The sequence below is a fragment of the Mumia sp. ZJ430 genome (assembly GCF_011751845.1).
Classification (GTDB): domain Bacteria; phylum Actinomycetota; class Actinomycetes; order Propionibacteriales; family Nocardioidaceae; genus Mumia.
This window is the reverse complement of sequence record NZ_JAAHFK010000002.1, coordinates 135,020-158,841: the sequence shown is the minus strand read 5'-3', so window position 1 is coordinate 158,841 and position 23,822 is coordinate 135,020. Positions and strand designations below refer to the sequence as shown.

Sequence of the window (23,822 nt, the reverse complement as noted above, 5' to 3'; positions counted from 1 at the left end):
CTGGTCCGAAGGGTGTCAGGCCTCTGGCGGATCACGTTCTCGGGCTCTCCCGGTCGGGCAGCGACGGCCGTTCGGTAGCGTGGTGCCGTGCCGCACGTCTTCTCTTCCCTCGACCGGACCTGGCTCCGACGGACCAGTTCAGCCGTGGTCGCGGGGCTGATCGTCTCCTGCGGCTTCGCGCCCCTCGAGCAGTCCTGGCTCGTGTGGCCCGGTCTCGTCCTCTTCGTTGTGGCCCTTCGCGGGGCGACCCCGGCTCTCGGCGCCTGGCTCGGATGGGTCTTCGGTACGTCCTTCCTGCTCGTGCTGCTCAACTGGGTCCTGGTCTTCGACGTGCCGGGCGCCTATGTCGCGCTGGCCGCGTTCGAGGGACTGTTCTACGCGGGGTTCGGCGCCGTGTTCGCCGTCCTCGTACGCCACCGCGCGTGGCCGCTGCTTGGCGCGCTCGCGTGGATGGCCGCCGAGATGCTGCGCAGCCTCCTGCCGTTCGGCGGGTTCCCGTGGGGGCGGCTGGCCTTCGCCGCCGTCGACACCCCGCTCGCCCCACTGGCGCGGTGGCTCGGCGTTTCTGTGCTGTCGGGCGCGGTGTTCCTCACGGCCGCGCTCGTCGTGTGGGCCTTCACGCGCCGCAGCGCCGACGCGGGCCGCGTACGCCGCCTCGTCGTCGGTGCGGTCTCGATCGCCGCGGTGTTCGCGCTGGGAGCGGTGCTGCCCGTCGGACTCGCGGGGGAGGGGCGCTCGCTCCAGATCGCCGTCATCCAGGGAAACGTCCCCGGCACCGGGGCGCAGTGGTACGGCGAGCAGCGCGAGGTCCTCGAAAACCACGTGCGCGTGACCTCGCAGTATGCGGCGCGGGTGCACGCGGGCGAGCTGCCGCAGCCCGACATGGTGCTGTGGCCCGAGAACGCCTCTGACATCGACCCGATCACGGACGTGGCCGCGGGCGAGATGATCGCCGGCGCCGCACGGGATGTCGGCGCGCCGATCCTCGTCGGCGCCATCCTTGACGGCCCCAGCGACGGCACCGCGTACAACGCCTCCGTCGTCTGGGACCCGGAGACCGGGCCCGGTGACCAGTACGTCAAGCAGCACCTCGTGCCCTGGGGCGAGTACGTGCCGATGCGGGGCTTCTCGGAGTGGCTCGTGCCGCTGCTCGCGGAGGAGGTCCCGCGCGACATGCTCTCCGGCGACGAGTCGGGCGCGGTGCGGATCGGCGACGGCGTGGTCGGGACGATGACGTGCTTCGACGTCGTGTTCGACAGCCTCGTCCGCGACGCGGTCCTCGACGGTGCGGAGATGCTCGTCGTGCAGACCAACAACGCGACGTTCACCGGCACGCCGCAGCCGGAGCAGCAGTGGCAGATCTCGCGCCTGCGGGCGATCGAGTCCGGCCGATACGTGGCCGTGCCGTCGACGAACGGGATCAGCGGAGTGATCGGTCCGGACGGTAGCGTGCAGGCGACGGCGCCGGAGCAAGAGCCGGCGTACCTCTCCGAAGAGGTCCAGGTCGCGACCTCGGTCACCACGGGGACACGGTTCGGCGTGTGGATCGAGCGTGCCTCGCTCCTCGTGGTCGGCGCTGTCCTGGCCGTGGGGATGCTGCGGCGGAAGGTGCGACGCCGGTGAAGACTCTCGTGATCGTCCCGACGTACAACGAGGCCGACAACGTCGTCCCGCTCGTCGGACGCGTCCGCAAGGCCACCCCCGACGTGGACGTGCTCGTCGTCGACGACGGGTCGCCCGACGGTACGGGCGAGCTCGCCGACAAGATCGCCGCCGACGACCCGCAGGTCCAGGTCCTCCACCGCACGGCCAAGAACGGCCTCGGCGCCGCGTACCTCGCCGGCTTCGCCTGGGGTCTCGAGCGGGGGTACGAGATCCTGGTGGAGATGGATGCGGACGGCTCGCACCAGCCCGAGGAGCTCTACCGCCTGCTCGACGTCGTCGAGGCCGGCGCCGATCTGGTGCTCGGGTCGCGGTGGGTGCCGGGCGGCGACGTCGTCAACTGGCCCGTACGCCGGGAGGTGCTGTCGCGCGGGGGCAACCTCTACACGCGGCTGGCCTTGGGGTTGCCCCTGCGTGACGCAACGGGCGGCTATCGAGCCTTCCGGGCCGACGCGCTGCGGGAGATCCTCGACGGGGGAGTCGCCTCACAGGGCTACTGCTTCCAGGTGGATCTGGCGCGACGGGCCGTGCGCGGCGGGTTCGACGTGCGCGAGGTCCCGATCACGTTCGTCGAGCGGGTCGCCGGTGAGTCCAAGATGGACGGCGCGATCGTCCGCGAAGCGCTCTGGCGGATCACGGCGTGGGGTGCGCGCGACCGGACAGATTGGCTGCGCCGCGTACGCTCGAAGCAGGACGCCTGAACCTGCGGTCGAGGTCGCGGGCGAGGAGGGGATGAGGACATGACGGTACGTCGAGGAGTCGCGGCGACGTTCTTGCTGCTGCCCGTCATCGAGATCGCGCTCGCCGTCGCGGTGAGCAGCTGGATCGGCGTCGGAGCCACCATCATCTCGCTCATGGCGCTGTCGCTCGTGGGCATCGTCGTGATCCGCGAGACCGGACGCCGAGGCTGGCAGGACCTGCGTCTGGCCGCTCGCGACGGCGTTCCGCCCGAGGGAGGCAGCGGCCGCGGTCTGACGATGCTCGTGGGCTTCCTGTTCGCGGTGCCTGGTTACCTCACGGCGGTCGCGGGCGCGCTGCTGCTGCTCCCGCCGGTCCGCAAGGCGGTGCGCACGCGCAGCCGTCGCTGGGCCGAGCGTCAGGGCACGTGGGTCGTGAGCGAGCAGTTCCAGCGCCGTACGAGCGGGCATGCGACCTCGCCCACCGTCGTCCAGGGCGAGGTCGTCGACGACTGACGCCCGCGGCTCAGTCCCTCGGTGCGTGCCGGTCGTGGTGGTCCAGCAGCGTGCCGAGAAGCGCCGTGAAGCGCACACGTTCATCCGGTGACAGCGGAGCGAGCAGCGCTTCCTGGGTGTCGGCCAGCTGCGTCTCGAGGCGCCGTAGCTGTCGTGCTCCAGAGCTGGTCAGCGAGATGACGTTGCGCCGTCGATCCGAGGGGTCGGGCGCGCGCTCGACCATCCCGTCGTCGGCGAGCTCGGTGATGGTGGCGACCATGTCGCTGAAGTGGATGCCGGTGCGGCGGCCCAGCGTCGCCTGGCTGGCCGCGCCGAACTCGTCCAGCGTCGCCAGCACACGGTAGTGGTAGCCGCGGGCACCGACGGACGAGAACGCGTCAGCCAGCAGCCGGTGCGCATGGTGCGCAGTCTGGGAGAGCAGCCAGCTCGGCAGGCTCCTCCACGTCGCAGGCCTCTCCGGGGATGAATCCTCCATGGAGCGAGTCTAAATCAGATCGTTAGGGCGACTAACGATTGGGTAGGTTGGGATCCATGATCACTCCGTACTGCATCGACGTCCCCCAGGCCGACCTCGACGACCTGAACGACCGGCTCGCCCGTACGCGCTGGCCCAACGAGGTCGCCGACGCCGGGTGGGACTACGGGTTCCCGCTGGCGCGGCTCAAGGAGCTGGCCGAGCTCTGGCGCACCGGCTACGACTGGCGTACGCACGAGGCCGCGCTCAACGAGCTCCCGCAGTTCACCACGGAGATCGAGAGTCAGAACATCCACTTCGTCCACGTACGGTCTGCCGACCCGGACGCGCTCGCGCTGATCCTCACCCACGGGTGGCCCGGCTCGTTCCTGGAGTTTCTCGACGTGATCGAGCCGCTGTCGCGCGACTTCCACCTGGTGATCCCCTCCATCCCGGGCTACGGCTTCTCCGGTCCGACCCACGAGCGGGGCTGGGACGCCGCCCGGGTGGCGCGAGCCTGGGCCGAGCTGATGTGCCGTCTCGGCTACGACCGCTACGGCGCGCAGGGGGGCGACTTCGGGGCCGGCATCTCGATGGCGCTCAGCGCGGTCGCCCCCGAGCAGGTGGTCGGTGTGCACGTGAACTACCTGCCGACCCGGCCGGATCCGGACGTCGAACTGTCAGCAACCGACGAGGCCCGGCTGGACAAGGTTCGACAGCTGATGGCGGCACGCCCGCCGTACCAGGCCTTGCAGGCGCTCACTCCGCAGACGATCGGCTATGCGCTGACGGACTCGCCGGTCGCTCAGCTGGCCTGGATCGCCGAGCGCTTCGCGCAGTGGATGGACCCCGGCTCGCCGGTCAGCGACGAGCGGATGCTCACCAACATCTCGCTGTACTGGCTGACCGCCACCGCGGCCTCCTCGGCACGACTGCACCGAGACACCGCGCGACAGGCCGCGCCGTGCCCGGTCCCGCTCGGCGTGGCCGTGTTCGCCCACGACATCACGCAGTCGGTGCGGCCGCTGGCCGAACGGCTGTACGACATCACGCACTGGTCGGAATTCGAGAGCGGCGGTCATTTCGCTGCGATGGAGGTGCCCGAGCTGCTCGCCGAGGACGTCCGGGAGTTCTTCTCGCGAGTGCGCGCGGAGTGACTCGCGGGCAAAGAGAAGCCTGGGCCGTACCACGGGGGGACGGTACGACCCAGGCGATCAGGGGATCTCGAACAGGTTCCCGAGAATGTGGAACCGCTTAGATCATGCGGTGCGCTTGCGCGCCTTGGCCTTCGTCTTGGCCTTGGCCGGGCGGTGCAGGTGAGCCGGACCGATCTCACCGGCCCGCAGCAGCTCGAGCCGCTCGGTCAGGATCTCCTCGAGCTCGGGGATCGAACGCCGCTCCAGCAGCATGTCCCAGTGCGTACGAGGGGCCTTGACCTCCTTGTGCTCCGGCTCGCTGCCGTCGACGAGACGCCCCATCTTGCCGCTGCGCGGGTCTTCCCACTCAGCAGGAAGCTCGGCGTCGTCGGCCATCGTGACCGTGAACGTACGGCCGTCGGGCAGGACGTACTCAACCTCTTGACGCGGGGCCATCTCCACGCCACGCTCATCCTCGAAGCTCTGGGTTCCGAGGCGCGCCCCCCGGAGTGCGCGTTCTGCCATCACTGCCCTCCCGACTCAATCAAACGTCTGATGCGTACGGCACGTCTGTCCGTTTCCGTACGCCCTGTCCAACGTATCGGGGGCTCGTGAGATTCCCCTGAGAGCCCACCGTGTCGTACGACACGCCCGCTCTCAGACGGACTGGGGCACCTCGCGCCCGGCCTCCGTGATCGCACGTCTTGCGTCCAGACGCACCAGAAGCACGAATCCGATGACGAAGAACGCGATCAGCGCGAAGATCGCCGGCCGATACGACCCGGTGAGCTGGTGCACCAGACCGAAGACCAGGGTACCGAGCCAGCTCGTCCCACGCTCGGCGGCCTGGTAGAGCGAGAAGTACTCGGCTTCTCGTCCCGCCGGGATCATCTGGGAGTACAACGACCGCGACAGCGCCTGTGTTCCGCCCATGACGATACCGATCCCGGTCGCGAGGACGAGGAACGGCACGACCTCGCCCTCAGGCATCACGTAGCCGCAGGAGACGATCACCATCCAGACGACGAGGCCGCCCATGATCGTCCGGCGCGCCCCCACCCGCTGCGCGATCACGCCGAACGACAGCGCACCGGCGATCGCGACGAACTGGACGAGGAGGATCGTCGCGATGAGCACCTCGGCGGAGAAGCCGAGCTCCTTCTGGCCGAAGATCGACGCCGAGTAGATGACCGTCTGGATGCCGTCGTTGTAGAAGAGGTAGGCGACGAGGAAGAGCATCGTCTGCGGGTAGTTCTTGAGGTGCTTGAGCGTGCTCCACAGCTGGCCGAAGCTGCGGCGTACGAGGGCACCCTCCGTGCGTTCCTCGCCGTCCGGCAGCGCCGTCGGCGGGTGGTCCCGCAAGCCTCGGTAGGCGATGACGGTGAAGCCGCCCCACCACAGGCCCGCCGACAGCAGGCTGATCCGGACCGCCGTGTCGGTGCCGATCGCGTCACCCGCACCGAGGACGAGGCCAAGGTTGAGGAGAAGCAGGAGGCCGCCGCCGAGGTAGCCGAAGGCCCACCCTCGCGACGACACCCGGTCTCGCTCGTCGGGTGTGGCGACGTCGATGAGGATCGCGTCGTAGACGGTCAGCGAGGCGCCCATGCAGAGGTTGGCCACCACGAGCAGCACGGCCCCGAGCTCCCAATTGCTGCCCGCGACGAAGAACATCGCGCACGCGGCCGCCGCGCCGGTCCAAGCGAACCTCGCCATCAGTCGACGCTTGGACGTGACGCGGTCGGCGACGGCACCGACGATCGGCAGCACCAGCGCGGACAGCAGCGTGGCGAAGGTGACGACGTAGAAGACCAGCGACCCCGCCGACAGTCCCAGCCCGAACAGGTCGATGTTCGCGTGGCACGGGTTGTCGGTCGTCCCGACCCGTCCGCACGCGTCGCGCTCGGCGACGGAGGTGAGGTAGGGACCGATGAGCACGGTGCCGACGCTCGTGATGTAGGCCGAGTTGGCCCAGTCGTACCAGTACCAGGCGCGCTGCTCTCGGCGGCGCCCCAGGGCGGTGCCGGAAGCGTCAGCGGAGTTGGCGACGGTCATTCGGGGGCTCCTCCAGTCCACTGACCGCGGGCGGTCAGGACGTCGCGCAGGACGTCGATCCGGTCGCTCATCAGTCCGTCCACCCCGAGGTCGAGGAGGCGCTCCATCTCTGCGGCGTCGTCGATGGTCCACACATGGACCGCCAGCCCGAGGTCGTGCGCAGCACGGACGAACCGCGGCGTCACGATCTCCAGCCAGCCTCGCCGCGTCGGAACCTGCACGCAGGCGACACCCGACGCACGGATCCGCGGGAGCACCCGCCACGGGTGCGCCATCACCCGCGCGATCTCCGGCGGCGACGCCGAGGTGGCCAGGCGAGGGGCCAGCGCCCGGATCCGCGCGAGACGCCGGTGGGAGAACGACGCGAGGCAGACGCGTCCCTCAGCACCGGTGTCGGTGATCGCCTGCAGGGTCGGGGCGATCGCCGCGGTCTCCTTGACGTCGATGTTGACGTACACGTTGGGGAACGCCGCGAGCATGTCGCTCAGCAGCGGGACCGGCTCGCGCCCACCGATGCGGGCCTTGTGCACCTCGTCGGCGGGAAGCCTGGCGAGGACGCCTGCCCGGTCGGTCGTCCGGTCGAGCGAGGCGTCGTGGAACGCGAACACGGTGCCGTCGGCCGAGGTGCGCGCATCGGTCTCGAGGTAGCGATAGCCGAGCCGGACCGCGTTCTCGAAGGCGGCGAGGGAGTTCTCGATGCCCCGGTTAGGGGCGTAGTGCGCACCCCCGCGGTGCGCGTACGCCAGCGGGGTCGGCGAAGCGCGGAACGGTGGCACCGGGTCGGTCACGGGGCCAGTATGCCGCCCCAGGGTTCACGAACCAGGGTGCTTGGCACACCTCGTACGGGGCGAGATCGGGTGAGGCTGGACGACGCATCAGCACCGACCGATGAGGATGAGCATGACTGCACGTACCGCCACCCACCCCGTACGACGGGGAGTGCCACTTCTCGGAACACTGACACTCGCTGCCGGGCCGAGGCGGCGATGCTCGCGGGTCAGTCCCGAGGGATCGCGGACCGTATCGGCGCGGCCGGTGTCTCGCGACATCTCGAGGACGTCGCGCCGCGGACGGACTCGGACGGCGAGAGCGGGTCACCCGTGGACCGACTCTCGACTGCCGAACTGTCGGTGTGCGAGCTCGCCATGTCGGGCTCGACCAACCGCCAGATCGCCGAGCAGCTGTTCCTCAGCATCAAGACCGTGGAGTGGCACCTGTCGGCGAGCTACGCGAAGCTGCGCATCCGCTCGCGCAAGGAGCTCGGCGAGCACCTGGGCGCGGCGGTCGAGTAGGGGTCTCGATACACCGGCTCGTTCCTCGCCGGCACTCGACCAGCAGGGGGTGGCCGAGACCCTGCCGCTCAGATGTCGCGGAAGGTCTCGATCTCGGCGCCCAGGGCGTTGAGGCGCGCAGCGAGATCTTCGTACCCGCGGTTGATCACGTAGACGCTGCGCAGCACCGACGTCCCCTTGGCCGCCAGCATCGCGATCAGGATCACGACGGCCGGTCGCAGTGCCGGTGGGCACACGAGCTCGGTGGCGCGCCAGCGCGTCGGACCCTCGATGAGGACGCGGTGCGGGTCGAGGAGCTTGACGTTCGCACCGAGTTTGTTGAGCTCGGTCAGATAGATCGCGCGGTTCTCATAGACCCAGTCGTGCAGCAGCGTCGTCCCGGAGGCCGTCGCCGCGATCACCGCGAAGAACGGCAGATTGTCGATGTTGAGTCCGGGGAACGGCATCGGGTGGATCTTGTCGATCGGCGCGTGCAGCACCGACGGGTACGTCGTGATGTCGACGAGGCGGGTGTGGCCGTTCTCGGCGAGGTACTCGTCGCTGCGGTCGTAGGTGAAGCCCATCTCCTCCAGCAGCGCGAGCTCGATCTCCATGAACTCGATCGGCACACGACGCACGGTGATCTTCGACTCGGTGACGATCGCCGCGGTGATCAGGCTCATCGCCTCGATCGGGTCCTCGCTCGGCGCGTACTCGACGTCGACGTTGATGCGCGAGCGACCCTTCACACGAAGCGTGGTCGTCCCGATGCCCTCGATCTCGACGCCGAGGCGCTCGAGGAAGAAGCACAGGTCCTGGACCATGTAGTTGGGGCTGGCGTTGCGGATGACGGTCTCGCCATCGTGCCGCGCAGCGGCCAGTAGCGCGTTCTCGGTGACGGTGTCGCCGCGCTCGGTGAGCACGATCGGTCGTACAGGGGAAACCGAGGGGTCGACGGTCGCGTGATAGCTGCCCTCGGTGGCCTTCACCTCGAGCCCGAACGGGCGCAGCGCGGTCATGTGCGGCTCAACCGTGCGCGTGCCGAGGTCGCAGCCACCGGCATAGGGAAGATCGAACGACTGCTCGCGGTGCATCAGCGGGCCGAGGAACATGATGATGCTGCGCGTACGGCGTGCAGCGTCGGCATCGATCGACGACAAGTCGAGGGTCGTCGGCGGGATCAGCTCGAGGTCGCCCTCGTCGCCGATCCAGGTCGTCTTGAAGCCGATCGATTCCAGCACCTCGAGGAGCCGGTTGACCTCCTCGATGCGGGCTACCTTGCGCAGCGTGGTGCGGCCCTCGTTGAGCAGCGCCGCACACAAGAGGGCGACGCCGGCGTTCTTGGAGGACTTCACATCGATGGAGCCGGAGAGCTTGGTCTCGCCAACGACGCGCAGGTGGCTAGGGCCTGACGTGCCTAGCGCCACAAACTCGGAGTCGAGCGCGGCACCGATGCGCGCCAGCATCTCCAGCGTGAGGTTCTGCTGGCCCTGCTCGATGCGGTTGACCGCACTCTGGCTCGTCTTCAAGAGTTGAGCGAGCTCCGCCTGGGTCAGGCCGCGATGCTTCCGCGCGTCGCGAATGAGGTTCCCGATCCGGGTCAGGTAGTCGTCAGTCATGTGCTCCACCGTATCTCACATGTGAGATAGATCGTCGAATATCGGGGTGTTCCGCGTGTCACGTGACGCAGGTGCCTGACCCGAGAACAGACACCCGCCACCACCGTACGGGGTGGTTCAATGGCGCGATGAGCAACCCCTCTGTCGTGTCGGCGACCGGACGCGAACGGCCCATCGATCCTTTCGTCCACGCGCTCCCGAAGGCGGAGCTGCATGTCCACCTCCTCGGCGCCGCGTCCGTGGAGACCGTCCTCGGGCTCGCACGTCGGCATCCCGAGGTCGGGGTGCCGGTCGACGAAGAGGCGCTTCAGGAGTTCTACCGGTTTCGTGACTTCGCGCACTTCATCGAGGTCTACATCCAGACCAACCAGCTCGTCACGACGCCGCAGGACGTCGAGGACCTCGTCGCGGGCGTCGGTGCGGACATGGCGGCGCAGAACATCCGCTACGCCGAGCTCACGGTGACGCCTGACAGCCAGCTCCTCATGGGGATCGCTCCCGACGCGCTCGCCGAGGCCCTCACGCGAGGCCGTGCGCAGGCCCGTACGAGCGGCGTCGAGCTCGCGTGGGTGTTCGACATCCCCGGAGAGCTCGGACTGCCGTCGGGGGAGCGGACGATCGACTGGGTCGAGCGGCACGCACCCGACGGCACCGTCGGCTTCGGGCTCGGCGGTCCCGAGATCGGTGTCGAGCGGCCGCAGTTCGCGGAGGTCTTCGCGCGTGCACGGGCGCTTGGGCTCAAAAGCGTCCCGCACGCAGGGGAGACCACGGGACCCCAGACCGTACGGGACGCTCTCGACGCGCTCGGCGCCGTACGGATCGGGCACGGCATCCGCGCCGCAGACGACCCGGCGCTGGTCGCAGAGCTGGTCGAGCGCCAGATCCCGTTGGAGATCGCACCGACCTCGAACCTGTGCACGGGCGCGGTCGCCTCGCTCGACGAACACCCCTTCCCGGCGCTGCGCGACGCCGGCGTCCTCGTGACGCTCAACAGCGACGACCCCGGGATGTTCGACACGACGCTCGAGCACGAGTACCAGCTCGCTCACGACGCGTTCGGGCTGAGCCTCGCCGACCTCGCCGATCTGGCGCGTGCGGCGGTCGATGCCTCGTTCGCGGCAGGCGACGTCAAGCTGCGGATCCGCGACGAGATCGACGCCGTCGTCGCCGAGCTGCTGCTGGAGTCCTGACCTGGTCGTGGCACGTCGGGCCTCAGACCGTCAGACGTCGAACACCAAGCCGAGGGCGTACGTCGTCACCATCGCCAGCGCCCCACCGATCACGGTACGGAGGGTCGCGCGGGCGGGAGGTGCGTGACCCATGCGCGCGCTGATCCACCCGGTCAGCACGAGCGCGATGATCACGGCGCCGAAGGTCACCGGGATCCGCGCGGTGACCAGGACCAGCACGATCGCGAGCAGGGGGAGCATCCCACCGATCGCGAACGAGACGATCGAGGCGACCGCCGCATGCCAGGGGTTGGTCAGCGCCTCGGGGTCGAGGTGCAGCTCGGCATCGGCGTGCGCGGCGAGCGCATCGCCCGCGCTCAGCTCGATCGCCACCTGCCGGGCGAGATCCTCGCTCAGCCCCTTGTCGACGTACTCCTGCGTCAGCTCGGCGAGCGCGGCTTCGGGGTCACGCGTGAGCTGCTCGCGCTCGGCGTCCAGGAGTGCGCGCTCGGTGTCGCGCTGCGTGCTCACCGACACGTACTCGCCCGACGCCATCGACAGCGCTCCCGCGGCGAGTCCGGCCAGCCCCGAGGCCAGGATGACCGGGACCGACTTCGTCGCGGCGGCCATCCCGATGACGATCCCGGCGGTCGAGACGATGCCGTCATTGGCGCCCAGGACCCCGGCGCGCAGCTGGTTCAGCCACCCGCCGAGGTCCTGCTGGCCCGACTCGGGCGCCGCAGCACTCACCTCACACGCTTGTGGTCCCGTCCTGCCCGAGAAGCAGCGCCTGCTCGACCCCGCCCATCTCGGCCACGCGCCCCCAGTAGACGAGGTACGCGACGTCAGAGATCGTGCAGTCGTGGATCGGGAACACGACCCGCGGCGCCACCGCCCGTACGAAGTCGACCGTCTCGCTGACCTTCGCCCAGGGAGCGCTGAGGGGCACGGCGAGGACGTCGACGTCGCGCGGCACCGACGCGTACGAGTCGCCCGGGTGGAACAGACGGGTGCCGTCGGCCTCGACGAGGATGCCGACATTGCCGACCCGCGGCATGTCCGGGTGGATCACCGCGTGCTCGAAACCAACGCCCGTGAGCGTCATCGACCGGCCCAGCTCGACGGTGACGTCGGCGGCGGTCGGCTCCCAGACCCCGAGCCCTTCGAGCGCCGCGACCGTCTGCGGCTCGGCGAGCAGCCGCGCGTCGGGGTTGCCCGCGAGCAGCCGCTCGATGCGGGCCGGGTCGACGTGGTCGGGATGCTGGTGGGTGACGACGATCGCGTCGAGACCGGTGAGGTCGAAGACCTCCTCGCGGCTGAAGGTGCCCGGGTCGATCAGAACCCGGTGCGGGCCGGACTCGAGGAGGAGGGCGGCGTGGCCGAAGCGCGTGATGTCCATGAGGCCATTTACCCACAGCACACGAGATAGCGTCGCGACTAGGCTTCTGGACATGCAGGAGCGCGAGATCCTCACCTGGGACCTGTACGGCACGGCGATGCGCCAGCTCGCGCAGACGGTCACGGACAGCGGGTTCGCGCCGACGATCGTCCTCGGCATCGCGCGCGGCGGGCTGATCCCTGCCGGCTCCCTCGCCTACGCGCTCAACTGCAAGAACCTCTTCACGATGAGCGTGGAGTTCTACACCGGCGTCGACACCCGTCTCGACGTGCCGGTGGTGCTCCCGCCCTTCCTGGACACCGCCGACCTCACTGGCGCAGACCTGCTCGTCGTCGACGACGTGGCCGACACCGGCAAGACGCTGGAGCTCGTGCACGCCTTCTGCGCCGACCACGTCCGGTCCGTGCGCACGGCGGTGATCTACGAGAAGCCGCGCTCGGCGATCAAGTCGGACTTCGCGTGGCGCAGGACGGACGCGTGGATCAACTTCCCGTGGTCGAGCGAGCCGCCGGTCGTGCGGCGTACGGGCGTCGTCGACGCCTGAGCGCCAAGCGCCTAGGGACGGCGGGCGACCACCTCGAGCATGGGGCCGCTGTAGCGCTCGCTGAGCAGCGCCCACCCTCGCAACAGACCTGCGCTCGTCGCGGTGAGCCGCGCGGCCAAGAGGCCACCGGGACGCAGCGCCTCGACCACCCGCGGCCACAGTGTCGGACCGGCGTCGCCGAGCAACGCCGTCCGGGTGAGGACGAGATCGGCGTCGGGGAGACGGCTCATGCGGGGGAGCGTGCCGACCACGGTCGTGAGCCGATCGAGCGCGGCGACGTCAGCGGCGGCGCGGACACGCTCGTGGACCTCGGGGTCCTCGTCGATGCCGATGACGGTCCATCCGAGCCCGAGCAGCGCGGTCGCCTCGACCCCGTTGGGGCACCCGATCACGACTGCCGTACGGCCGGCGCCCGCGCCAGCGAGTGTCAGCGCGGTCGAGCACAGCGGGGGCACGGTCGAACGGGGAATGCCGACCCTGGGGGAGGTGTCATGTCGCACGCGATGATGCTGTCACGGTTCGGTGACCGGTGTCGCGTGTGCGGCGGCGCGGTGCGCGACTTCCGTGTCCGAGTTGGAACATTGGCGCGCGCGTCGTCCGCCCTGCAACCCATAACTCCCCGACCTCGTTTGCCGCTAGCGTCCGAGGTCACACTGGTGCCCCCGAGGAGTCACAATGCGTCAGCCTCAGAGACTCACCTACCCCGTCGTGGCAATGCTCAGCGCTCTCGTCCTCCTCGGCGCCGAAGGCGCGCCAGTCCATGGCGACGAAGCAGAACCGGCCTCTGAGAGGGCGCCGGTCGTCGAAAGGTCGGAGGGTCTCGGCCCGGACCCCCTGGCACTCGACGGCCCCGTGCCCACCGCCGTCCAACGGGCTGTTGGTCAGCGAGTCACCGCACTTCTCTCGCCGGACGGTGAGAAGCGTTCCGACGGGGTTCCCGTTGGGCTCGACCACGGCGTGATCGGCGTGATCGGAAGCACGGCGGAGGGCTACACGCTGGTGGTGACTAAGGAGACTGACGGCAGGGCGCTCGTCGCGAAGCTCACCGCCCGCCTGCCGAAGGAGGCAGCGGAGGGACTCGAGGTGCGAGTCTCCGAACGCTCCGCCGACGAGCTTCGCGAAGCGTGGCACGCCGCCTTCGAGCCGCAGAAGTGGCGTACAGCGATCGCCTCAGACGTCGCCGGGATGGCGGTGGAGCTCGACCCGGAGCGGGAGGCGGTGGTCGTGACGCTCGGCGGAGAGCCGCCGCGTGAGGGGCGCCTCGACACGCTGGCGCAACCGCTGCAGGGCGTCGACGCCGGATCCGTCGTCGTCGAATACGGAGGAAAGGCCGGACGCGCCTCCCGAGCAGCCGACAGCGCCCCGCACTGGGGAGGGGCCAGAATCACCAAAGCCAGCGGCGCTTCTTGTACTGCGGGGTTCACTGCCCGCGGGAAGACCACCGGCACCTACTACTCGGTGACGGCCGGACATTGCGGCGCGAACGGCACCGACTGGCACTCCGGGTCATCTTTCTACGGCACGACCGCGGGCCGCGCGGACTACCCCGACTATGACCAGGCGCGTCTCGGTGGCTCCACGTACTCGCCGAACATCTACACCGACGGACTCGACAGCTTCTCCTCGAGGGTCGTGACGGGCGCGAACAACGGCGCGGTCGGAGACTCCGTCTGTGCCTCAGGCCAGGTCACCAAAGCGATCTGCGGCATCGAGATCAAGGCGCTCGACGCGACGTACTGCGACAACCCCGGTGTCGAGTCGACATGCACGTACTACCTCATGCGCGGCCGTCGTGACGACGACAAAGTGATCGTCCGCGACGGCGACAGCGGTGGCCCGGTCTACCAGCGCAACACCTCGCTGCCCCGTGCCTCGATCCGCGGGATGGTGATCGCATACGACCTCAGCGGTGTGCGCCTTTACGCGGAGCGCTACACCTCGATCTCCGACCACCTGAACGTCACGGCCGTCACTGCCGGCTGACCGCGAGGCGTCAGGGCGTCGGGGCGTCGGGGCGTCGGGGCGTGAACAATGGCGCGACAGTCCACCCCGAGGAGACCTGATGTCCGTGATGCGCTCGATCGTCCTGTTCGGCGTGGCGGCACTTTTCGAGATCGGGGGCGCCTGGCTCGTGTGGCAGGGCGTGCGCGAGCATCGCGGATGGGCCTGGATCGGCGCCGGTGTGCTCGCGCTCGGTGCGTACGGGTTCGTGGCGACGCTGCAGCCCGACGCGAACTTCGGTCGCATCCTCGCGGCGTACGGGGGCGTGTTCGTTGCAGGGTCGCTGGTGTGGGGGATGGTCGCCGACGGGTTTCGGCCGGACCGGTGGGACGTCGCCGGCGCGATGGTGTGCCTGGTGGGAGTCGCGCTCATCATGTACGCACCGCGAAACGCCTGACCTGCCGTCCACGAGCCGATAGTCTCCCGTTCGTGAGGAGCCCGCGGGGGATGCCGGCGCAGACGCAACGAATGTTCGCCCTTTCCGCCGCTGCCGTCCTCGCGGTGGCCGCGCTGGAGCGCGAGGCCGCCGTCGCGTGGCCGGTCCTGCTCCTGGCCCTGGCCGCGTGTGGTGTGCGCTGGGCACGCGTCGTCTTCGCGTTCGGCGCCGCGTTCTGGGCGGTGTTGGCCGTCTGGGGTTGGGGCTACGTCGTCGTGCACGGGGGCTCGATCGCCGCTGACGAGGCGCGCATGCTCGCCGCCGTGACGATGTACGCGGTCGCGCTGCTCGGCGTGACCTCACCGGTCGTCAAGCAGCGGGTCGGCGCTCAGCCCTCGCTGCGGACGATCTCGCAGTCCGCGCCCGGATAGACCAGAGCCTCGTGCCCGTCGTCGAACCGCACGACGTACGGTGGCTGCCCGTCGTCACCTCGTACGGTCACGATCTCTCCGCTGTGGTCGGGTGCACCGACCGTACGGCCGTGGAAGCGGATCCGTTCTCCGACTGTTGCGTGCATGCCCTCACCCCCTCCCGCCAGGCTACGGCGAGAGAGGGCGAGGGGTAAGCCCGGCGAGTTGGTCAGCCCTGCGGGACGCGGTCGAGGAACCCGGCGATGTAACTCATGCGGCCCTCCGGCGACAGCAGTGCGACATCGGCGCCGACGATCGTGTCGGGCGAGCCCTCGGGACCAAGGTTCCAGGTAAACCGGACGAGGTCGTGGTGGCCGTCCACGAGGTCGCCGGGCGTGAAGCGCATCCCTGGCAGCTGGGCCTGGAGCGCCCCAACGAGATCGGACAGTGCCTCACGGCCGGTCACGGCCGCCTGCGGGTCGGTGTAGGAGACGTCCGGCGTGAACGTACGGTCGGCGAGGGTTGCACGGGCATCCGCGTCGGTCTCATTCCAGAACGCCAGGTAGTCCGCGAGGAGCGTCTCATACGGCGTCGTGGTCAGCTCGGTCATCGGTCGGTCCTTCCGTAGGGAGCCGCCGTGCGGCTCGGTCGAGGCTCCACCGTGACGGGGGAGAGGGAGGCGTGTCGATGACCTCGGAGGTCATGGTCGCTGATCGGCGGATGCGTCAGAGTGGACAACGTGACGATGCAGACGGAGACGGCACGGGCCGGAACGGACACCCTGGGAGACCAGCTGCGGACGTGGCGGACACGGCGGCGCTACAGCCAGCTCGCGCTGTCGTCGGAGACTGGGATCTCGACCCGCCACATCAGCTTCGTGGAGACCGGCCGCTCTCGGCCGAGCAGCGACATGATCCTGCGCCTGGCCGACGCTCTCGACGTGCCGACACGTGACCAGAACAGGATGCTGCTGGCCGGCGGCTTCGCACCTGCCTTCCCGGAGCGGCCGCTCGACCACACCGACCTCGAGGCGGCGCGCGCCGCCGTACGCGAGGTGCTCGTCGCGCACGAGCCGTACCCTGCGCTCGCCGTCGACCGGCTCTGGAACGTCGTCGACGCGAACGCCGGCGTCGCCGCTCTGACGTCGCTCGCGTCGCCCGCCCTGCTCACCGGCCAGGTGAACGCGCTGCGGCTCACGCTTCATCCGGACGGGCTCGCGCCGCACCTCGTGAACCTCGCGCAGTGGCGCGTGTCGGTTCTCGCCGGCCTTCGTCGCGGAGCCGAGGCGCGGGGCGACGACGAGATGTTCGCGCTCCACGACGAGCTCGCGGCGTACGAGGTGCCCGCGGGTTCGGACGAACGCGGTCCCGCCGGCGGTCAGGTGTTCGTCCCGATGATCGTCCGGGTCGGAGACGACGTGCTGACGTTCTTGTCGATCATCTCGACCTTCGGCACGCCGGTGGACGTGACGGTGGCCGAACTGGCGATCGAGACCTTCGTGCCCGCCGACGACGCCACACGCCAGTGGCTCGGTGCGAACGTCAGCACCACTGCCATGGGTTGAGACCCGCACGAATTGACCTCAGCAAAGCGCTTCCCAGCAGGTATACACATGGTGTATACCTGCCGACATGGCTCTCGCGCACGTCCTTCTCGGCGTCCTCGCTCGGCGTCCCGCGCACGGTTACGACCTCAAGCACGAGTACGACACGTGGTTCCCGTCGGCGAAGCCGCTGGCGTACGGGCAGGTCTACGCGACGCTCGCCCGGCTGGTCCGCGACGACGCGGCCGAGGAGGTCGAGACCGTACCGGGCAGGGGGCCCGAGCGGATCGTGTACGCGATCACCACGGCCGGCTCCACGATGCTGAAGGAGTGGCTCGCCACGGCGGAATCACCGAGCGGATACGGAGCCGATGAGCTCGTCCGCAAGGCCGTCACCGCGCTGCGCACCAGCACCGACGCCGCTGGGTTCCTCGCGAGGCAGCGGGCCGCTCATCTCGATGCCATGCGGCAGCTCACCCACGAGCGGTCGGCGATCCACGACATGGCACAGCGCATCGCCGTCGATCACACCATCGCCCACCTCGATGCCGACCTGCGCTGGCTCGAGGCGGCATACGAACGGGTCGCAGAAGCGCAGACCCCACGATGACGCCCACCCCGTACGAAGGAGCCCCCATGACTGACCCTCTCGTCGCCGCGACCGGCCTGCACAAGGCTTTCGGGCGAACGGTGGCACTCCGCGGCGCCTCACTGACGATCGAACCCGGCGAACGGGTCGCGATCACCGGGCCGTCCGGCAGCGGCAAGTCGACGCTGCTGCAGTGCATCGCCGGCGTGATCGCGCCCGAGGCGGGCACCGTCACGTTCGACGGGACCCGCGTCGACGCTCTGTCGGCTGACGATCGGACGCGCCTGCGGCGGCGCGAGATCGGTCTCGTGCTGCAGTTTGGACGCCTGGTCCCAGAGCTGACCGCGCTCGAGAACGTCGCGCTCCCGCTGCTGCTCGAGCGCAGAGATCGTCACGCGTCGGCGACCGTGGCCCGCGGATGGCTCGCACACCTGGGCGTCGAGGAGTGTGCCGAGTCGCTCGCTTCCGACCTGTCCGGGGGAGAGGGGCAGCGCGTCGCGATCGCTCGCGCGCTGATCACCGCACCGAAGCTGGTGCTCGCCGACGAGCCGACCGGCGCCCTGGACACGGTCGGCGCCGAGCGGACGATGCAGGTCCTCGTAGAAGCGACGGGAGACATCGGTGCTGCGCTCGTGGTCGTCACCCACGACAACCGTGTCGCCGCCTTTGCGGACCGCGAGGTCGTGCTGCGCGACGGCCGTACAGATGCCGCGAAGGTCGTCGCGTGACCCGCCTGCCGGTGATGATTCTGCAGACCAGCGGGATCGGACGCGCCCTGCTCATCGCCTTCACCACGGGCGTCGCGAGCACGCTCCTGCTCGTCGCGGCGTCGTATGTCAGGCTGTCGTTGGTCAGCGAGTACGACGCGTCGATGCACGGAGAGCACCTCTTCGGGCCGATCGGTGATCCGGGTACGCGCGGCGGTGCCACGTTCGCTGTGGTCCTTATGGTCGTGCCTTTCGCGCTGCTCCTGGACCAAGCGGTCCGTCTCGGGTCGAGCGGCCGCGAGGCTCGCTACCGGGCGCTCGCGATCGCCGGAGCGACGCGCCGTGACCTCCAGCGCTGGGGAGCACTCGAGGTTGCCGCACCTGCGCTGGTCGGCGCGGTGCTCGGGATCGGCGGCTTCGCCGTCCTGCGATGGCTCCTGAACGGTGAGCGCATGAGCGGTACGGGCGGGTTCGTCCCGACGACGGTCGGACCTGGCGTCGCGACGCTCGTGGTGGTCGGCGCGATCGTCGCCTACGCCGTACTCGTAGGGGCGCGATCGGGCACTCGTGTTGCTGCCACCACGGCCCGACGGCCCCGTCGGCCACCACGCACGTGGCCGGGCCTTGCGCTCATCGCGATCCCCGTGCTTGCACTGGTGCCGACCGCCGCGTCGCAGGTCGCCACGCTCGCCCTACTCGCCCTCCTCGTGATCGGCCTTGCCCTCCTCGCGCCGGCCGCCACCTACCGGACTGCTGCCCTGCTCCGGCCGTACGCCTCGACCGCGGCTGCGCTGCTGGCGTGCAGACGGTTGCAGTCCGATCCACACCCCGCGGGACGCGCTGCGGCCGCCACCGGTGCGATCGGTCTCGTGACGGGCACGGCAGCGGTTCTCGTGGGCGAGGTCGTCGGCTACGCACCGGACGGCTCCGACGGCGAGCTCACGGTGTCGCTGCTGATCGTCGCCGTCGCGGTCCTCCTGGCCCTCCTCGTCGTCGCAGGCACCCTCGCCGTGCGGTCAACCGAGCTGATCCTCGACCGTCGCCGCGAGATGGCCGCGCTCGTGGCGACCGGTGTGCCGACCTCGACGATCATCGACTCGCAACGCATCGAGGCACGGATCGCGACACTCCCGCTCGGCATCGTGGGGGTGCTGCTCGGCGGCGCTGGCTACGGGATCTTGACAAACCCGACCGCGTACGTGGTCGTGATGGTCGTCGCCTCGGTGATCGTGACGACGCTCCTCATCCTCGTCGCCAGCGCACTGGCGGTGCGTCTCGTACGGCCGTGGGTGCTTGCCGCGACCTCTCCGGAGCAGCTTCGTACGGAGTGAGCTCAGGCAGGGTGTGCGTCAGGCCGCCATCGGCGCGACAGTGGGGAGAGCCCAGCCGAGACGACGGAGACCCACGATGGCGACACGACTCAACCCGTACCTTTCCTTCCGCGACCAGGCGCGCGACGCGATGACCTTCTACCAGGGCGTCTTCGGTGGTGAGCTGACGACGGCCACGTTCGCCGAGTACGACGCGAGCGGGGATGCCGCGGAGGCCGACCGCCTGATGCACTCGATGCTCGTCACGCCGTCGGGCCTCGTGCTCATGGGCGCGGACACGCCCGCCGAGATGGGGGAGCCGACACCCAACGGCACCGTCTCCCTTAGCGGTGACAACAGCGACGAGGCCGAGCTGCGTGCGTACTGGGACGCGCTGTCCGAGGGCGCGTCGATCGCGGTGCCGCTGTCCGTGGCCCCGTGGGGCGACGCCTTCGGGATGCTCACCGATCGATACGACGTCGGATGGCTGGTCAACATCGCCGGCCCCGCATGACGGTTAGGCAGTCACGAGGACGACGTCCGTGTCCTGCCCCGGCCACCGGCCGCGCAGGGTCGCGGCGCCGTCCGCCGCCTCCCCGTCGAGCACCCGTCGGACGACGACCGTCGTGGGCCCCGCGTCGATGACGCTGACATGGGCGTCGCTGGCCGCGGACAGGGAACCGATAGCCGGGACTGCCGTACGAGGGCCGCCGCTCCCGGACACGAGGGTCGTGGTCTCGCGCGGCACGAGCCCGGTGTCGGTCTCGAGGACCTCGTCGGCCTGATGGCCGCCGGTGAGGATCGCCGTGAGCACCGCCGTCACGTATACCGGGTCCCCGCAGCCGTCGTAGATCCAGCGCGGGCCGAGCACGGAGTGCTCCATCGTCCCCACCAGAGCGTCGTCCGCCCCCACGAGCGGCGCCCCACGATAGGTCAGCGGCACCTGGAGCACGGGGCCTTCGCCACGGCGTACGAGGAGCGTCTCGATGCCCACCTCTCCGGCGGGGTCGTCGAACCGGTAGGCGCCCACGCGCTCGAGCGGCCCTCCACCCGCGGACCTGCCCCACGGCTGCCGCGGCACCCACTCCTCGAGGAGCTCGAGCTTTGTCGGACGGATATCTGCTGTCTGGTGGATGAGGGCCATGCCGCCATCCCACCACGCGGCTTGCTCAGTCGGAAACGACTCCGGTGTTCTGGCAGGCGGTCAGCAGCCAGCGGCCCTCCTGCTTGGACATTACGTAGAGCGGCGCGCCCTCGCTCTCCTCGCCGGGCGTCAGGTAGCGCTGGCGCACCTTGACGGCCGCGACGTCCGGGCGGATGAAGAGCACGTGCACCACCTCGTAGGCGACTTTGCCGTCCCACTCGGCCGCCGGGAGGACCTGGCGGGTGAACGCCGCGATCTCGTCGAGGCCGATGAGCACCTTGCCGCCTCCCGTCGTCCAGATCGCGTCAGGGTGGAAGAGGGTGAGGAACTCGTCGGGGTCCTTGTGCTGCTGGGAGTGCTCGACCGTGGCCACGACCTGCGCGATCGCGTCGAGGTCTGCCGTACGGGGTGCGGTTTCGGTGGTCATGAACACCACCGTGCAACCTCAAGCGCCCTCGAGGTCAAGCGGCGGGTGCGCCCTCGCCCGCCTCGACGGCCTCCGCCACCTCGGCACGCTCGGCGTCCCGCTCCTCTCGGTAGCGCTTAAACGAGTACGCGACGGCGGACACCCACAGGGCGACGATGAGGACGTACACGACCGACCGCGCGTCACCCGGCGCATCGATCCAGTCGCTCTTGAGGAGCGTACGGACGTTGGTGAGGATGATCAGACCACCGACGAGCGAGCCGAGGACGCGCGGCGGGATGTGGCGCACCAGCCACGCCGCGATCGGCGCGGCGATCATTCCGCCGATGAGGAGCGCGAGCGCCCACGAGTAGTTCACGCCCTGCGAGCCGATGCCGACGATGAAGCCGAGGCTCGCGGCGACCGCCACGAGGAACTCCGAGGTGTCGATCGAGCCGATGGTCTTGCGGGGCTCGAGCCGGCCGCTCGCGAGGATCGCCGGCGTGCCCACGGGGCCCCAGCCACCGCCACCCGTCGAGTCGATGAAACCGGCGACCAGGCCGAGCGGGGTGAGGAAACGCTTGCGCAGCGGCTTGCCGAGGTTGCCCTTCGGAAGTCCCGCGACCGTGAACCGCGTGAGGATGTAGAGACCGAGCGCGAGCAGGATCAGCGACATCAGGGGAGCGGCCATCTCGGTGGAGAGGCTCGACAGGAACGTCGCGCCGGCGAAGGCGCCGAACGCACCCGGGATGCCGATCTTGGCGACGACCTTCCAGTCGACGTTACCGAAGCGCCAGTGCGCAGCGCCAGAGACGAGCGTGGTCCCGATCTCCGCGAGGTGAACGGTCGCCGACGCCGCCGCGGGGTTCGTCCCGATCGCGAGCAGGAGCGTCGTCGATGTCACGCCGTACGCCATCCCGAGGCTGCCGTCGACCAGCTGGGCTCCGAGGCCGACGAGCGAGAGAAGGATCAGGCTTCGCATTGACTCTCCATAAGATCTCTTAAGTCACGTGGTTCGATAAACATAACCAGATTTTTGCTCATGCTGCAAGAAAGTCGTCCGCTAGCGTTTCGCCGTGGATCGCGAGCAGATGGTGGCGTACGTCCGGGCCCGGCGCGACGGCGTCGTGACGACCGTCGGACCGGGCGGGGCACCGCAAGCGGCGTACGTCGAGCTGACGATGACGGCACGTGGGGAGGTCGTCTTCGACGCGCGCGCCGGCTCCCGCAAGGTCGCGAACCTGCGCCGGGACCCTCGTGTCGCCCTGGTCGTCGGGGGCTCGGACGGGACGACGCTGCAGGGCGAAGGCGAGGCCGACGTCCCGACCGGCCACGATCGCGCGCGATGCGTCGAGGCGTACGTCGCGGACCTGCCTCAGTACGAGGCGTCGCTGTCCGTCAGCGGCATCGTGCTGCTCCGGATTCGGCTCACCTGGGCTCGGCACGCCGACCACCGGGCAGACCCGGCCGTGATCGAGGACATCGACGTCACTTCAGGCTCGGGGTGATCATGCCCCGTCCGTCAGTGCCTCAGAAGCCGTTCGGCCAGCAGCGCGACGCCGACCCCGATCGCGGTGTAGAGGAGGCCGCACGTCACGACGTAGAGAAGCCCGAGGGCGCCGATCCGCAATCGAAGGTCGTCAAGGCCTTCACCCACATCCAGGCGCCGTGCCTCACCACAGCGGGCCGGCCGGCAGGTGCCCCGGTCGGCATGCACTGCCGGCCTCCAGCGACTTCCCCGAAGCCGCGGAGCTCGTCACGCGCCTGTACGAACGGCTCGGGTTCGACACCGTCGACAACAGCCCGTTGAGTGAGTCGTGGCGCAGCAATCCTGGCCAACCCGCGTGGATCGCCCACAAGCACCAGACCGGGCACAAGGGGGGGCCGCCCGGGTCAGCGCTTGACGCGTGTCACCCAGTACGGAGTGTCCGGCGTCGGCGGCGTCGTGAACCTGGCGTTCGGCAGATAGAGCCAGCGCCCGAACGAGGCCACCGTGGTCGGCACGTCGAAGTCCGGATCGGTGATCACCTTCACGAGGCGACCGCTCCGTCCCTTGCGGTCCAGCGTGAGGACGGCGATCTGGTTGAGCCGGTTCTGGACGACGTACAGGGTGCGCCCCTTCAGCAGCATCCCGTCGCCGTTGACGAGTGACGTGTCGCCGAGGTCGACCTTGCGGGTCTTGCCGGTGCGCTTGTTCACGCGGTGAAGCTCGCCGAGCGTCGAATTCACCACCAGGAGCGCCTTGCGGTCGGGCGTCTGCGTGATCCCGTTCGCGGCGAAGCCCGTGCCCTGGACCCAGTCGCCCGACAGCGGCAGCGTCACCACGTCGGACGGATCGCCCGGACGTCCGTTGCGGCGCAGCGGCACGCCGTACAGCTGAGGCTGCGACGAGTCGGTGAACCACGCCTTGCGCTTGGTGAGGACGACGTCGTTGACGAACGAGGCCGCCCTGGTGAACGTGTACGAGGCGATGATCTCGCCCGTACGGGAGCTGACGACGCGGCCGTCACCCGCCGGCCCTCCGGCGACGAAGAGCCGCTTGTGCCGGTCGGACTTCATCCCGACCGACGGCGTCCCGGGACCTTGGCTGATGATCTCCCCGGCGCCTGTACGGAGGTCGACCTCGTAGATGTCTCCATCGGCACGTGACCCGAACCACGCGGTCGGTCCGGGACCGAGTGCGATGCCTTCGGGCAGGAAGCCGTCGGGGAGCTCGAGGCGGTCAGGAAAGGCCTGCGCGGTGGCAGGAGGTGGGGCGAGCACTGCGGTGGCGAGCACGGCGGCAAGGGCGAGTACGAGCTTTCGTGGGTGCATGGTCGTCACTCCTCGTGACCGGG

General features: G+C 69.6%; 31 protein-coding genes. 16 read left to right on the top strand and 15 right to left on the bottom strand.

Annotation, left to right across the window (positions count from 1 at the left end; translation table 11 throughout):
- Positions 1-87: 87 nt before the first annotated feature.
- The 3 genes from lnt to HCT63_RS07260 are packed head-to-tail and all read left to right on the top strand — an operon-like array spanning position 88 to position 2,855.
- Entirely contained in the window at positions 88-1,623 is a 1,536-nt protein-coding gene (gene lnt / locus HCT63_RS07270; protein WP_167002752.1) for an apolipoprotein N-acyltransferase, read from the top strand.
- Entirely contained in the window at positions 1,620-2,363 is a 744-nt protein-coding gene (locus tag HCT63_RS07265; RefSeq protein WP_208322325.1) for a polyprenol monophosphomannose synthase, read from the top strand. The genes lnt and HCT63_RS07265 overlap by 4 nt, the downstream gene beginning before the upstream one ends.
- Before the next feature lie 39 nt (positions 2,364-2,402).
- Positions 2,403-2,855: an FxsA family protein gene (locus tag HCT63_RS07260; protein ID WP_167002748.1), complete on the top strand. Its 453-nt coding sequence runs from the start codon at positions 2,403-2,405 to the stop codon at positions 2,853-2,855.
- 10 nt (positions 2,856-2,865) lie between these two features.
- Here HCT63_RS07260 and HCT63_RS07255 read toward each other — a convergent pair whose 3' ends face one another.
- Complete coding sequence (locus tag HCT63_RS07255) at positions 2,866-3,330, bottom strand: MarR family transcriptional regulator (protein ID WP_167002746.1); 465 nt, start codon at positions 3,328-3,330, stop codon at positions 2,866-2,868.
- A gap of 56 nt (positions 3,331-3,386) precedes the next feature.
- Between HCT63_RS07255 and HCT63_RS07250 the strand changes: the two genes are divergently transcribed.
- Positions 3,387-4,466, top strand: coding sequence for an epoxide hydrolase family protein (locus HCT63_RS07250; protein ID WP_167002744.1), 1,080 nt, complete (start codon positions 3,387-3,389; stop codon positions 4,464-4,466).
- Positions 4,467-4,568: 102 nt separating this feature from the next.
- On the opposite strand, the gene HCT63_RS07245 is transcribed toward HCT63_RS07250, so the two are convergent.
- From HCT63_RS07245 to HCT63_RS07235, 3 genes are all read right to left on the bottom strand, one after another.
- Positions 4,569-4,970: an RNA polymerase-binding protein RbpA gene (locus HCT63_RS07245; RefSeq protein ID WP_167002742.1), complete on the bottom strand. Its 402-nt coding sequence runs from the start codon at positions 4,968-4,970 to the stop codon at positions 4,569-4,571.
- Between the two features lie 132 nt (positions 4,971-5,102).
- A complete protein-coding gene (locus HCT63_RS07240; RefSeq protein WP_167002740.1) occupies positions 5,103-6,497 on the bottom strand; it encodes an MFS transporter in 1,395 nt (464 codons plus the stop codon).
- Positions 6,494-7,285: a glycerophosphodiester phosphodiesterase gene (locus HCT63_RS07235; protein WP_167002738.1), complete on the bottom strand. Its 792-nt coding sequence runs from the start codon at positions 7,283-7,285 to the stop codon at positions 6,494-6,496. Before HCT63_RS07235 ends, HCT63_RS07240 begins: the two co-directional genes overlap by 4 nt.
- Positions 7,286-7,597: 312 nt before the next feature.
- Here HCT63_RS07235 and HCT63_RS07230 point away from each other — a divergent pair, with 312 nt between their 5' ends.
- Positions 7,598-7,789 (top strand): helix-turn-helix transcriptional regulator, encoded by a 192-nt coding sequence (locus tag HCT63_RS07230; RefSeq protein ID WP_167002736.1) that lies wholly within the window; start codon positions 7,598-7,600, stop codon positions 7,787-7,789.
- A 68-nt stretch (positions 7,790-7,857) separates the two neighbouring features.
- Here the strand turns inward: HCT63_RS07230 and HCT63_RS07225 are convergent, their stop codons facing one another.
- Positions 7,858-9,387, bottom strand: a complete 1,530-nt coding sequence (locus tag HCT63_RS07225; RefSeq protein ID WP_167002734.1) for a UDP-N-acetylglucosamine 1-carboxyvinyltransferase — start codon at positions 9,385-9,387, stop codon at positions 7,858-7,860.
- A gap of 128 nt (positions 9,388-9,515) precedes the next feature.
- On the opposite strand from HCT63_RS07225, the gene add reads away from it, so the two are divergent.
- On the top strand, positions 9,516-10,577 hold the full coding sequence (add, locus tag HCT63_RS07220) for an adenosine deaminase (protein WP_167002733.1): 1,062 nt from the start codon (positions 9,516-9,518) through the stop codon (positions 10,575-10,577).
- Positions 10,578-10,607: 30 nt separating this feature from the next.
- Here add and HCT63_RS07215 read toward each other — a convergent pair whose 3' ends face one another.
- Positions 10,608-11,306: a VIT family protein gene (locus HCT63_RS07215; RefSeq protein WP_167002731.1), complete on the bottom strand. Its 699-nt coding sequence runs from the start codon at positions 11,304-11,306 to the stop codon at positions 10,608-10,610.
- A gap of 1 nt (position 11,307) precedes the next feature.
- Entirely contained in the window at positions 11,308-11,955 is a 648-nt protein-coding gene (locus HCT63_RS07210) for an MBL fold metallo-hydrolase (RefSeq protein WP_167002729.1), read from the bottom strand.
- 52 nt (positions 11,956-12,007) lie between these two features.
- Here HCT63_RS07210 and HCT63_RS07205 point away from each other — a divergent pair, with 52 nt between their 5' ends.
- Positions 12,008-12,499, top strand: coding sequence for a phosphoribosyltransferase (locus tag HCT63_RS07205; protein ID WP_167002727.1), 492 nt, complete (start codon positions 12,008-12,010; stop codon positions 12,497-12,499).
- Positions 12,500-12,510: 11 nt separating this feature from the next.
- On the opposite strand, the gene HCT63_RS07200 is transcribed toward HCT63_RS07205, so the two are convergent.
- A complete protein-coding gene (locus tag HCT63_RS07200; RefSeq protein ID WP_167002725.1) occupies positions 12,511-12,999 on the bottom strand; it encodes a methyltransferase domain-containing protein in 489 nt (162 codons plus the stop codon).
- A gap of 502 nt (positions 13,000-13,501) precedes the next feature.
- Between HCT63_RS07200 and HCT63_RS07195 the strand changes: the two genes are divergently transcribed.
- The 3 genes from HCT63_RS07195 to HCT63_RS07185 all read left to right on the top strand — a co-directional run bounded on the left by HCT63_RS07195 (position 13,502) and on the right by HCT63_RS07185 (position 15,307).
- Positions 13,502-14,482 (top strand): S1 family peptidase, encoded by a 981-nt coding sequence (locus HCT63_RS07195; protein ID WP_167002723.1) that lies wholly within the window; start codon positions 13,502-13,504, stop codon positions 14,480-14,482.
- A gap of 79 nt (positions 14,483-14,561) precedes the next feature.
- On the top strand, positions 14,562-14,897 hold the full coding sequence (locus HCT63_RS07190; protein ID WP_167002721.1) for a YnfA family protein: 336 nt from the start codon (positions 14,562-14,564) through the stop codon (positions 14,895-14,897).
- Positions 14,898-14,968: 71 nt separating this feature from the next.
- The gene (locus tag HCT63_RS07185; protein WP_167002719.1) at positions 14,969-15,307 is read left to right on the top strand and encodes a hypothetical protein; all 339 of its coding nucleotides are present in this window, start codon (positions 14,969-14,971) and stop codon (positions 15,305-15,307) included.
- Here the strand turns inward: HCT63_RS07185 and HCT63_RS07180 are convergent.
- Together HCT63_RS07180 and HCT63_RS07175 are read right to left on the bottom strand one after the other, a co-directional pair.
- The gene (locus HCT63_RS07180) at positions 15,265-15,453 is read right to left on the bottom strand and encodes a DUF1918 domain-containing protein (protein WP_167002717.1); all 189 of its coding nucleotides are present in this window, start codon (positions 15,451-15,453) and stop codon (positions 15,265-15,267) included. The two genes, HCT63_RS07185 and HCT63_RS07180, sit on opposite strands and share 43 nt — an antisense overlap.
- Positions 15,454-15,515: 62 nt before the next feature.
- Positions 15,516-15,896 carry a nuclear transport factor 2 family protein gene (locus HCT63_RS07175; protein ID WP_167002715.1) on the bottom strand — a complete coding sequence of 127 codons (381 nt, stop codon included), beginning with the start codon at positions 15,894-15,896 and terminating at the stop codon, positions 15,516-15,518.
- A gap of 135 nt (positions 15,897-16,031) precedes the next feature.
- Here HCT63_RS07175 and HCT63_RS07170 point away from each other — a divergent pair, with 135 nt between their 5' ends.
- The 5 genes from HCT63_RS07170 (at position 16,032) to HCT63_RS07150 (ending at position 19,949) form a co-directional block, all read left to right on the top strand.
- A complete protein-coding gene (locus HCT63_RS07170; protein WP_167004758.1) occupies positions 16,032-16,850 on the top strand; it encodes a helix-turn-helix transcriptional regulator in 819 nt (272 codons plus the stop codon).
- A gap of 67 nt (positions 16,851-16,917) precedes the next feature.
- Positions 16,918-17,439, top strand: coding sequence for a PadR family transcriptional regulator (locus HCT63_RS07165; protein WP_167002713.1), 522 nt, complete (start codon positions 16,918-16,920; stop codon positions 17,437-17,439).
- A gap of 26 nt (positions 17,440-17,465) precedes the next feature.
- Complete coding sequence (locus HCT63_RS07160; RefSeq protein WP_167002711.1) at positions 17,466-18,146, top strand: ABC transporter ATP-binding protein; 681 nt, start codon at positions 17,466-17,468, stop codon at positions 18,144-18,146.
- A complete protein-coding gene (locus HCT63_RS07155; protein WP_167002709.1) occupies positions 18,143-19,456 on the top strand; it encodes a hypothetical protein in 1,314 nt (437 codons plus the stop codon). The genes HCT63_RS07160 and HCT63_RS07155 overlap by 4 nt, the downstream gene beginning before the upstream one ends.
- Before the next feature lie 76 nt (positions 19,457-19,532).
- Positions 19,533-19,949 carry a VOC family protein gene (locus HCT63_RS07150; protein WP_167002707.1) on the top strand — a complete coding sequence of 139 codons (417 nt, stop codon included), beginning with the start codon at positions 19,533-19,535 and terminating at the stop codon, positions 19,947-19,949.
- A 3-nt stretch (positions 19,950-19,952) separates the two neighbouring features.
- Here HCT63_RS07150 and HCT63_RS07145 read toward each other — a convergent pair whose 3' ends face one another.
- From HCT63_RS07145 to HCT63_RS07135, 3 genes are read right to left on the bottom strand one after another with little or no spacing between them, the layout of a single operon-like run.
- Positions 19,953-20,579 (bottom strand): hypothetical protein, encoded by a 627-nt coding sequence (locus HCT63_RS07145; RefSeq protein ID WP_167002705.1) that lies wholly within the window; start codon positions 20,577-20,579, stop codon positions 19,953-19,955.
- Between the two features lie 25 nt (positions 20,580-20,604).
- Positions 20,605-21,006 (bottom strand): SgcJ/EcaC family oxidoreductase, encoded by a 402-nt coding sequence (locus tag HCT63_RS07140; RefSeq protein ID WP_167002703.1) that lies wholly within the window; start codon positions 21,004-21,006, stop codon positions 20,605-20,607.
- Between the two features lie 34 nt (positions 21,007-21,040).
- On the bottom strand, positions 21,041-21,967 hold the full coding sequence (locus tag HCT63_RS07135) for a sulfite exporter TauE/SafE family protein (RefSeq protein WP_167002701.1): 927 nt from the start codon (positions 21,965-21,967) through the stop codon (positions 21,041-21,043).
- Positions 21,968-22,061: 94 nt separating this feature from the next.
- Here HCT63_RS07135 and HCT63_RS07130 point away from each other — a divergent pair, with 94 nt between their 5' ends.
- Positions 22,062-22,493, top strand: coding sequence for a pyridoxamine 5'-phosphate oxidase family protein (locus HCT63_RS07130; protein WP_167002699.1), 432 nt, complete (start codon positions 22,062-22,064; stop codon positions 22,491-22,493).
- Positions 22,494-22,507: 14 nt separating this feature from the next.
- Here the strand turns inward: HCT63_RS07130 and HCT63_RS20675 are convergent, their stop codons facing one another.
- A complete protein-coding gene (locus HCT63_RS20675) occupies positions 22,508-22,642 on the bottom strand; it encodes a hypothetical protein (protein ID WP_255490710.1) in 135 nt (44 codons plus the stop codon).
- A 236-nt stretch (positions 22,643-22,878) separates the two neighbouring features.
- Positions 22,879-23,799, bottom strand: a complete 921-nt coding sequence (locus HCT63_RS07125; RefSeq protein WP_167002697.1) for a superoxide dismutase — start codon at positions 23,797-23,799, stop codon at positions 22,879-22,881.
- Positions 23,800-23,822: the final 23 nt, after the last annotated feature.

What these genes read in the sequence shown, in the direction of transcription:
- HCT63_RS07255 (WP_167002746.1), bottom strand. Translation starts at nt 3,330, where the DNA reads ATGGAGGATTCATCCCCGGAGAGGCCTGCGACGTGGAGGAGCCTGCCG.
- HCT63_RS07240 (WP_167002740.1), bottom strand. Translation starts at nt 6,497, where the DNA reads ATGACCGTCGCCAACTCCGCTGACGCTTCCGGCACCGCCCTGGGGCGC.
- HCT63_RS07190 (WP_167002721.1), top strand. Translation starts at nt 14,562, where the DNA reads ATGTCCGTGATGCGCTCGATCGTCCTGTTCGGCGTGGCGGCACTTTTC.
- HCT63_RS07125 (WP_167002697.1), bottom strand. Translation starts at nt 23,799, where the DNA reads ATGCACCCACGAAAGCTCGTACTCGCCCTTGCCGCCGTGCTCGCCACC.
- HCT63_RS07165 (WP_167002713.1), top strand. Translation starts at nt 16,918, where the DNA reads ATGGCTCTCGCGCACGTCCTTCTCGGCGTCCTCGCTCGGCGTCCCGCG.
- HCT63_RS07210 (WP_167002729.1), bottom strand. Translation starts at nt 11,955, where the DNA reads ATGGACATCACGCGCTTCGGCCACGCCGCCCTCCTCCTCGAGTCCGGC.
- HCT63_RS07185 (WP_167002719.1), top strand. Translation starts at nt 14,969, where the DNA reads ATGTTCGCCCTTTCCGCCGCTGCCGTCCTCGCGGTGGCCGCGCTGGAG.
- HCT63_RS07175 (WP_167002715.1), bottom strand. Translation starts at nt 15,896, where the DNA reads ATGACCGAGCTGACCACGACGCCGTATGAGACGCTCCTCGCGGACTAC.
- HCT63_RS07170 (WP_167004758.1), top strand. Translation starts at nt 16,032, where the DNA reads ATGCAGACGGAGACGGCACGGGCCGGAACGGACACCCTGGGAGACCAG.
- HCT63_RS07160 (WP_167002711.1), top strand. Translation starts at nt 17,466, where the DNA reads ATGACTGACCCTCTCGTCGCCGCGACCGGCCTGCACAAGGCTTTCGGG.
- HCT63_RS07135 (WP_167002701.1), bottom strand. Translation starts at nt 21,967, where the DNA reads ATGCGAAGCCTGATCCTTCTCTCGCTCGTCGGCCTCGGAGCCCAGCTG.
- HCT63_RS07260 (WP_167002748.1), top strand. Translation starts at nt 2,403, where the DNA reads ATGACGGTACGTCGAGGAGTCGCGGCGACGTTCTTGCTGCTGCCCGTC.
- HCT63_RS07140 (WP_167002703.1), bottom strand. Translation starts at nt 21,006, where the DNA reads ATGACCACCGAAACCGCACCCCGTACGGCAGACCTCGACGCGATCGCG.
- HCT63_RS07205 (WP_167002727.1), top strand. Translation starts at nt 12,008, where the DNA reads ATGCAGGAGCGCGAGATCCTCACCTGGGACCTGTACGGCACGGCGATG.
- HCT63_RS07245 (WP_167002742.1), bottom strand. Translation starts at nt 4,970, where the DNA reads ATGGCAGAACGCGCACTCCGGGGGGCGCGCCTCGGAACCCAGAGCTTC.
- add (WP_167002733.1), top strand. Translation starts at nt 9,516, where the DNA reads ATGAGCAACCCCTCTGTCGTGTCGGCGACCGGACGCGAACGGCCCATC.
- HCT63_RS07250 (WP_167002744.1), top strand. Translation starts at nt 3,387, where the DNA reads ATGATCACTCCGTACTGCATCGACGTCCCCCAGGCCGACCTCGACGAC.
- HCT63_RS07225 (WP_167002734.1), bottom strand. Translation starts at nt 9,387, where the DNA reads ATGACTGACGACTACCTGACCCGGATCGGGAACCTCATTCGCGACGCG.
- HCT63_RS07145 (WP_167002705.1), bottom strand. Translation starts at nt 20,579, where the DNA reads ATGGCCCTCATCCACCAGACAGCAGATATCCGTCCGACAAAGCTCGAG.
- HCT63_RS07150 (WP_167002707.1), top strand. Translation starts at nt 19,533, where the DNA reads ATGGCGACACGACTCAACCCGTACCTTTCCTTCCGCGACCAGGCGCGC.
- HCT63_RS07180 (WP_167002717.1), bottom strand. Translation starts at nt 15,453, where the DNA reads ATGCACGCAACAGTCGGAGAACGGATCCGCTTCCACGGCCGTACGGTC.